Genomic DNA, 8459 nt, shown 5'->3' on the forward strand with positions numbered 1-8459 from the left:
GCCGGCCGTTGGCCTGTCCGGGCTCGGCCAACCGTCATGCGCACATCACGCGGGGTCGACCTTCCGGGCGTCTTCGTGTCCGTCCACCGGCTCCGACATCACGGGAGGTTCCCGGCGCCGACCACCTGCCCGCCGGCACGATGCCGCCCGAGTTCGCCGCCGAAGCGGCCCGGCGCACTGGTGAGGACGTCATGCGACCCACGCCGGAGGTGATCGGGGAGATCTTCGGCGGCGTTCGGCTGGAGACGGCGTCGCCGGAGGCATCGAGTGCCGCGCGGCTCTGGCGGCCAGAGGCCGTGGTGGCGGAGGCGTTCGACACGGTCGGCGGCTCAATCGCCAGTGGCGGCGGCGCGGTCCATCGCGTCGATGTAGCGGCTGAGAGCGTCGCGGTTCTGTTCGAAGAACGCGATACGTTCGATCATCTTGTCGTGCTGTTCGACGAGCATGGCTCGTAGCTCGGGATCAGGATCGTCGACGACGATCGCAGAAGTCTGCCCGAGACAGGGAAGTATCGCTCCGATGATGCGGGTGGGGATGCCGGCATCGAGCAGTCCGCGAATCTTGCGCACGCGATCAACGAGGTACTCGTCGTACTCACGGTATCCGTTGTCCAGGCGACGGGGCGTGACGAGCCCCTGCTCCTCGTAGTACCGCAGCATGCGCGGGGGCACATCGGTCTTCCTCGCCAGCTCGCCGATCCGCACCGAGATCCCTCTCATCCATGTCAATGTCTCCAGCGATGCTACGCGGGATGGACTTGACCTTCACATGGGTGTGATAGTCAGACCATGGGGGCATGACAGACCGCAAGATCATCCTTGGCATGGTGCTCACCGACGGGTACGGCAATCTTCCTGGTGCGTGGCGCGCGACCCACGTCGACCCCGGCAACTACGCGAAGGTCGAGGCAAACATCCGCTACGCGCAGGCCGCTGAGCGCGGCGGCTTCGCGTTCCTCTTCACCCCGGACTTCCCCGCGGTGCGCGGAGATGTCGAGCACTCGACGATCAGCAACATCATGGACCCCCTCATGGAGATGGCAGCCATCTCGCAGGCCACCAGCAACATCGGGTTCGTGCTGACCGGCTCCACCACCTTCCAGGAGCCGTTCAACACCGCTCGCCAGTTCAAGACGCTTGACATCATGAGCCACGGACGTGCGGGCTGGAACGCCGTGACGACGAGCGACCCGGCCGTCGCTGCGAATTATGGCAAGCCCGTCGCCGACCGCGCCGAGCGCTACCAGCGCGCCCACGAGTCGATCCAGATCGTGCAGTCGCTCTGGGGCAGCTGGCAGAAGGATGCCTGGATCAACGACCAGGAATCGGGCCGCTTCATCGATCCGTCCAAGCTGCAGCCGATCAATCTGCAGGGCGAGCACGTGGCATCGCGCGGCCCGCTCGCGCTGCCGCCGTCGGAGCAGGGCCAGCCCGTGATCTTCACATCGGGCGGCCCCAGCCCGCACTTGCTCGCCCTCGCCGGTCGTTACGCGAGCGGGTTCATCACCGAGGTGTGGACGATCGAGGAGGCACGTGCGCAGCGCGACGCGCTCCGGAACGCTGCGCGGGAGGCGGGGCGCGACCCCGACGAGATCAAGTTCATCGTCGGGCTCATGACGACCGTCGCTCCCACGGTACGTGATGGGCTTGACCGCCGCATCGCGATCGCGGGCGACGTCATCGAGGCGCGACTGCCGCATCTGAGCGCCATGATCGGCGTCCAGATCCAGCGGCAGCACATCGACAAGCCTCTCTCATCCGAGCAGCTGGCGGTCGCGCACGCATCGCCGATGGACCCGCGGTCCGCGATCGCTTTGCGAGTCGCGCGCGAGGGATGGTCGCCGCGCGACGTCCTCGCTCACGGGGTCATCGACTACCACCCCGTGACGGTCGGCCCCGGGAAGGTGCACGCCGACCACATGCAGGAATGGTTCGAAGCGGAAGCGGCCGATGGCTTCTGGCTCTCTCCCGATGTGTACGAGGACGGTGTCGACGCCTTCGTCGACGAGGTCGTGCCGATCCTGCGTGAGCGGGGGCTGTACCCCGACGGGTATGTGGGGTCGACGCTGCGCGAGAACCTCGGCGTGCCCGAACAGTACGGGTTGGGAGCGTGGCTTTCATGATCATGCCCCAGGACATGCGGCACACGCTTGCCGGCTTCGCGACGGGGCTCGCTGTGGTTGCCGCGGAGATCGACGGCGAGGTCGTCGGCATGCCCGTGAACTCGCTGGGTTCGGTGTCGCTGGATCCGCCTCTCGTCTCGCTGTCGTTCGCGCACACATCGACGACCTGGCCCAGGCTTGGGACTGTGTCGCGAGCGGTGTTTCTGGCCCGACACGCCGGGCTCAGGTTCCGGCGGGATGGTGACATCGGGTGATATGAGCCCTCGGAAGATCGATCCTGATCGGGTGCGGCAGTTGTCGCCGGAGCAGGCCGCCGCGACGGCGATGGTCGCGGAGGCGCGAGCGCGTGGGCTCGCGCTGACGGGCCCGGACGGGTTGCAGCTGTTCACGAAGAACGTGCTCGAAACGGCTCTCCAGGAAGAGATGACCGAGCACCTCGGCTACGAGAAGAACCGCGCGCCGGTGGAACGGGACTCGGTCAACGTTCGTAACGGTGGCCGGACGAAGGCGGTTGTTTCCGAGGCTGTCGGTGAGGTCGAGATCGTGGTTCCGCGCGATCGGGCGGGCACGTTCGAGCCGCAGATCGTAAGAAAAGGCAGCGGCGACTGTCCGGAGTCGACGAGATCGTGCTTTCGCTGTACGCGAAGGGGCTGACGACCGGAGAGATCTCGGCGCACTTCGAGGAGATCTACGATCAACTAAGTGATGACGAAGACGTTGGACCAGGCTCCGTCGAATGTGCGTCGCCAGCGCGATGGAAACCGGCTCGGTATTCCGGTTCCGGACCGTCCGATTCCGGACGGGTGTCGGCCCTCGGTTAATCGCTCCAAGCGGTCAGTCGACCCATCCGAGCCTTCCTGCGAGGAGTCCTGCCCGGAAGCGGCTGCCGGCGCCGAGTTGCAACAGGATCTCGGCGGTCTGCCGCCTTATCGTCCGAGTCGAGACGCCGATCTTCCTGGCGATGGCGTCGTCCGACATGCCAAGGGCAAGCAGGCGCAAGATCTCCATCCGTTGCCCGACAGGTTTCGAGGGTGCTCCGTCCACTTTGTGGAGCGATGAGGTCGACAGCGGGTCGGAGACCGTCCAGACGTGCTCGAACATGTCCCGCAGGACGGCGATCAGTGGACCGTTTCGTATTATCAGAGCGGTTGGACCTTTGTCTTGCGGCGGTACGAACAGTATGGCAACGGTCTCGTCGGCGAGGACGAGGCGAAGCGGAAGCAGTTGCGCGGTCCGTACCTGACCACCGATATCGGCTAGCTGTCTGAGGTGACTTCTTGCATGTGGAAGGTTCCGGGTCGCGGTCTGGTACACAGCTCGGACCGCCGCACCGCGGCCTAGCACTTCCCGGTGAAGGAATAGTGCGGCCTGCGCTATTTCCGGTGACGGTGGCATACCTGGTTGCACCATCGCCACTTCCCGGCGCGCTGAGGCTGTCGCAGCATCCAGCGCGGCCATGATTCGTGGGAACCCAGCAACTTCCTCTATTTCCTTCCCTCCTCCGAAAGTCATGAAACCGTCGACCAATACGCTGAGAGCTCGCTGTGCCTCCCGAATCTCCGCACCCAGCGTATGCACCTTCTCGTTCTGGTGCTGCAGTAGGCGACGGGCGGCAGCCGCTGGCGACACCAAAGACCGACCGTCGGTCGCGCTCGGAGACTCGACCAGAAGGCAGAGCTGCACGAGTGACTCGTGAAGGAGTGCTCTTTGTTCGGTCGAGAATCCCGCGTCGTGTCCGACCGAAGTGTCGGCTCGCTCCGCATCCTCCGCCAACAGGTCGTAGTAGGTCCGAAGATCCCTGATGAATTCCGGCACAGCGCTCCTTCCGGATTAATGCCCACGGTTGTCAAGTCGAGGACGGCCAGAGCGGGCGCGTAGAACCTCGTCGCCCGCGCCCTGCCAGCGCAACACATCGATACGTCCCGCTAGGCGATCAAGCTTTGCGGCTGGAATGAGGTGGAGACCCGGAGTGTGCGAGGCGAGCGGTCTCGGGATCTAGGTAGGAGCTGGTCGGTTTCAGTTCTGGCAGCTGACGCGTTCCCGAGGGTGTCGGCGACGGCGTGGCCCTCTCGTTCAGACGCCGACACCGCAGTTGAAATCGAAAGCATCCGCGCCCAGCACGACGGTGTGGGTCGGGTAGGTCGCCTACTTCGGCCGACCGCGACTGGTCTGGTCAGTGTCGCGGCCAGCCGCGCACACTCGGCACGACTGTCAGTGCCGCCATGGCGCTGGAGGAAACCGCGAGCGAGGCGCCATACAGCAGTACGTCTCGGTCGGCAATTGCCCCGATGGCACCGAACAGCAGGATCGACGCTGCTGCCCGAACGAGCCACGACGATCCAGGCGCCCCACCTCGGTACGCGCGAGCCACCGAAAACAAAATGGCAGCGCCGATCAGCAACAGCAACACCAACCCCGCGACGACCAGGACGACGGCCTGATCCCAATCGCTCTGGTTGTGGTCCTGCCACAGATAGAGGAAGCCGGCGGCGACCACTCCGGCAGCGCTGGCCACGACCACACCGTGAAGCGATATCAGTATGACGAGTAAACGCACGGCCAGCGTCCTGTCTCGCACGACTTCCCACTCTCGTCATCGCACCGAGACGTCCAGCTGGAGCGGAATACCGGTCGAACGTGTCTCTCAGCCCGGTGCGCCACTGCCGACCGGATGCAGAAGGGTCCGCTCGGACCGGCGGCCGCCGGACCTCCATTTCAGACGCCGTTCCGCGTCGTCCGCCTGTTCAGCCTCGGCTGCGGGCTACCAGGTCGCGGGCCGCGTCGGGCCAGTGGGGGAGGTCGAACGTGAAGCCCGCGTCGAGTAGCCGGCCCGGCACCACCCGGCGGCTCTTCACCAGGAGTTCGGTGTCGCTGCGCAGCGCGAAGGCGCCGAGCTCGGCCATCCAGGCCGTGGCGGGCAGTCCGATGCGCCTGCCCGCCGCCCGTCGGAGTTCGGCCATGAACGCGCGGTTGGGAAGCGGTTCGGGTGATGCCAGGTTGACCGGCCCCGCGAGTTCGTCGCGGGCCAGCAGGAACTCGACCGCCCGGACGAAATCGCGCCCGTGGATCCACGACACGAACTGCCGGCCGCCGGCTACCGGCCCGCCGAGGCCCGATCGGGTGATACGCCACAGCATGTCGAAGGCTCCACCACGGCCGGGAGCCATCACGATGCTCGTGCGAAGCGCTACTTTCCGGGTGGCTGGGGTCGGCGCGTCGATCTGCGCCCGTTCCCACCGCCGCGCGATGTCGACGCTGAATGCCCAGTAGGCCGGTACGCCATCCTCCGTGCCGCCGATGATCCCTGTCGCCTCGTCGTTGGACCGGTCGTGGCTGTGCGCGTAGATCGTGGCCGTGCTCATCTGCAGCCACACCTGCGGGGGTGCGACCGCCTGACAGATCGCGGTGCCCACGATCGCGGCCGAATCCACCCGGGAGGCCATCATCTCCCGCAGGTTGGTTTCGGTATATCGACAGTTCACGGTGCGCCCGGCAAGATTGATCACCGCATCGGCCCCGTCGACCTCGGCGGCCCATCCCCCCAAGGTCCGTCCGTCCCACTGGACGGTGCGTGCGCCGGGCACTCGCACGTTTCCGCGCCGGCTGAGGACCACCACCTGGTGCCCCTCGCCTTCGAGCGCGGCGGCGAGCAGCAGTCCCAGGTGGCCGGTGCCACCAGGTATCACGATCTTCACGGTGTCCCCGCAGCTGCTCGATCCTTGATCGCGATGTGCCACCCGGATCCGTCGCGTTGAGCGGATGCTCAAAAACACCGTAACCGCTCTCGATCGTTCGCTCAACCCTCGCTGCGCGAGTACCCGTCGATAAGGGTCGCTCGGCTCGTACCCGAGGGCTAGGGCAAAGCCGTGTAGGTAGGTGATTGGGCTGGTCGTCAAGGGGGTCCGGCGGAGCGAGTATGTCGACGCTGATGGTGGCTTTGTAGCTGGGGCCTCGGACGCGACAGAGCAACGTCGGGAGCCATGCCACGATCATCCTCGTACCCGTAGAGGCCTGCTCGGAACATCAGTAGAAGAGCCTGACCGGAGGAGCTGGATTCTGACCCTCACAGCGGGAATGGACTTCCCAATGGCACCGCCACTGTCCGGTTGAGGACGTGTCCTAAACCGGAAGGTCGAATTGGGTTTCCAGCACGCTCTATATACGCAACAATTGGCCTCGGCGCAAGATTCAGCAGCAGCTTCTACCACGTGGAGGTGGGACAGTTGGTTAGGAATTTTAGCCCTCGATCGAAAAATGCGGAATCTTCTATACTCCGAGCGCCATGAAAATAGAGCGCTGTCCGTTTACTCGACACCAAGGCGAGACACGCAAGCGAGTCGGGATTATGAGTGCGGCTTCATACCTCTGGCTATCCTGACGGGTCGGGTGCCAGGTTCACCTGATACCTCAGTGTTACATGCGCAGCCACTAGTGGCGGGCGCTTAGTACAACTCCTTTCACGCAGAGAGCATGGTAGTCGCACGAAGCCGTCAGAGCAGATCCGCGTGAAAGTATCAAAGCCCACCATCGGCATCTCATGCTGACGCGCTAACGAGATCTTCTGCTGCCTGGATCCGCGTCACCCGATTACACACAAAACAGTCGGCTTCTTTATTTAAGAAGGTTATTCGAGTTGCGATCGAGACGGCACAGGAGGTCATCGATTTCGCCCGTGACTATTTGATCTGCACCGCCTGCTCGGAGATTCTCCGACCCCGAGCAGGACACGCTCTTTATCCCGATAATTATGTTTTACGTGGAGGCATAAAGATGACACGCGTTCTAGCCCTTCCATCGAGGAGCGCAATTCCCCTTAAATTCCACCTGCCTGCCTCAATGAGGTGCGCGAAGGTGCCAGCGAGACGGCCTGGCATTCTGGGCGCCGCCCTGCTGCTAGTCGCTACGATATTGATGCTAGACACCAATTCGGCATCTGCTGCAGAGCCCATCTACTTTCATCTGCGGAACCAGAATGGCATGTGCCTATCCGTAGTCGATGGCACGAACCAGATCCGTCTAGCAAATTGCACGGCACGTGAACATAAGCAGATCTGGTATCGACAGAACAACCTGAACGGATGGTCCTTGATTGTAAATTATCACAATGCAAGGTGTATATCACCTGCGGGTGGATCGGCCGGAAATGCGGATCTCATCCATTACACCTGCAACAGCACACATGATCAACTATGGAGTAGTGTTGCCTCTCAGTGGTGGAAGGTGATCCAAAACCTTCGTGCGTATGAGGTTGGCCCTAATAAGAATATAGGAATAGCAGAGGGTTCGGCGCAACCCGGCGCACGCGCCGTCCAGTGGACACCATACGATCACCCAGATCAGTTCTGGCAGTCAGTACCTGCACAGCTTTAAACTCGCCGGCAAAGGTGATGGGCGCCTCATGTGAGGTGCCCATCACCTTTGCCGGCGAGGACTCCGAGGGAACAATCGCATCTTGCGTGTCGCGAACAAGCCCCCCGGCAAATGGTTTCCCGGCGCTGCCTCGACGATGTGCCGTGGAAAGGACGTTCGGCTGAACCGCCGAAAACCGGGCGCCTGGCCCGCGACTACGAACACCACCCACCCACTCCGAATCTCTCCTCCCGCTGGGCAATGGGCGTGCCATGACCGCCCCCTCCACGCCGCACCCGTACCCCGCCGGGCGCGGGCCGGCGGGCAGCTTCATAATTCGATGGTGCGGGTTAGTACTCCAGCCCGACTTTTGTGATCAGTTGAGTTGTAGGGCTGCGGCCTGGCGGTGGTAGTGGCTGGCTTGTGCGCGTGCCTGGTGGCGGCGTCGCCAGCGGGACCAGGTCAGCACGAAGCCGGCGGCTGGGGCGGGTCGGGGCATCGCGAGCTGGGTGATGAGGTGGCGGACCTCGTTGATGGTGAGCGGGATCAGCCCGTCGGCGGGTTCGGTGTCATGGGCCCGGGCGGTGGTGACGGCGAGGAAGGCGTGGGTGAGCATCGCGAGCAGGGTCCAGCGGTGCCAGCTGGTCCAGCGGCGGACCTGGTGCTCGTCGAGGGCGGCGAGTTCCTTGGAGGACTGGAAGTCGTCCTCTCGACGGTCCAGCGCCGGCCCGCGACTCGGACGAGGGTCGCCAGCGGTGCCAGATCGGCTGCCCCGACAAGCCACCCGGCAGACGTAGGCGCACATAGAGGAGGCCAGGCAGGAGGGACGACCATCACCCCTCGCGCTCGCCGGGGAGCGCCTACCGGACCGCTCCGAGCGTCGCACTCGCCCAGGAACGCGGACGGCCCGTCCTCGGTGTCCGCCGATCTCCGACCATCGGCCCCGAGGAAGACCGCGTGAGGACCTGGAGCGGCGGCCTCAGCCCTC

6 protein-coding genes and 2 pseudogenes are annotated in these 8459 nt (G+C 64.3%); 3 read left to right on the top strand and 5 right to left on the bottom strand.

The annotated features are described in order from the left end of the window. Window positions 1–329 precede the first annotated feature (329 nt). Window positions 330–704 carry a MerR family transcriptional regulator gene (locus tag MXD95_RS10460; RefSeq protein ID WP_250640374.1) on the bottom strand — a complete coding sequence of 125 codons (375 nt, stop codon included), beginning with the start codon at window positions 702–704 and terminating at the stop codon, window positions 330–332. 92 nt (window positions 705–796) lie between these two features. Here MXD95_RS10460 and MXD95_RS10465 point away from each other — a divergent pair, with 92 nt between their 5' ends. The 3 genes and pseudogenes from MXD95_RS10465 to MXD95_RS10475 form a co-directional block, all read left to right on the top strand. Beyond that, window positions 797–2122: an NtaA/DmoA family FMN-dependent monooxygenase gene (locus MXD95_RS10465; protein WP_250640375.1), complete on the top strand. Its 1326-nt coding sequence runs from the start codon at window positions 797–799 to the stop codon at window positions 2120–2122. Continuing rightward, a complete protein-coding gene (locus MXD95_RS10470; protein WP_250640376.1) occupies window positions 2119–2376 on the top strand; it encodes a flavin reductase family protein in 258 nt (85 codons plus the stop codon). Before MXD95_RS10465 ends, MXD95_RS10470 begins: the two co-directional genes overlap by 4 nt. 1 nt (window position 2377) lies before the next feature. Beyond that, window positions 2378–2814, top strand: a pseudogene (locus MXD95_RS10475) (transposase); the annotation flags it as partial. Between the two features lie 142 nt (window positions 2815–2956). Here MXD95_RS10475 and MXD95_RS28910 read toward each other — a convergent pair. The 4 genes and pseudogenes from MXD95_RS28910 to MXD95_RS10495 all read right to left on the bottom strand — a co-directional run. Further along, on the bottom strand, window positions 2957–3937 hold the full coding sequence (locus MXD95_RS28910) for a helix-turn-helix transcriptional regulator (RefSeq protein WP_250640377.1): 981 nt from the start codon (window positions 3935–3937) through the stop codon (window positions 2957–2959). A gap of 358 nt (window positions 3938–4295) precedes the next feature. Next, window positions 4296–4637: a hypothetical protein gene (locus MXD95_RS10485; RefSeq protein ID WP_250640378.1), complete on the bottom strand. Its 342-nt coding sequence runs from the start codon at window positions 4635–4637 to the stop codon at window positions 4296–4298. Between the two features lie 229 nt (window positions 4638–4866). Continuing rightward, window positions 4867–5817: an epimerase gene (locus tag MXD95_RS10490; protein ID WP_250640379.1), complete on the bottom strand. Its 951-nt coding sequence runs from the start codon at window positions 5815–5817 to the stop codon at window positions 4867–4869. A gap of 2030 nt (window positions 5818–7847) precedes the next feature. After that, window positions 7848–8227, bottom strand: a pseudogene (locus MXD95_RS10495) (IS701 family transposase); the annotation flags it as partial. Between the last annotated feature and the right edge of the window lie 232 nt (window positions 8228–8459).

It is taken from the genome of Frankia sp. AiPa1 (assembly GCF_023243075.1).
GTDB lineage: Bacteria > Actinomycetota > Actinomycetes > Frankiales > Frankiaceae > Frankia.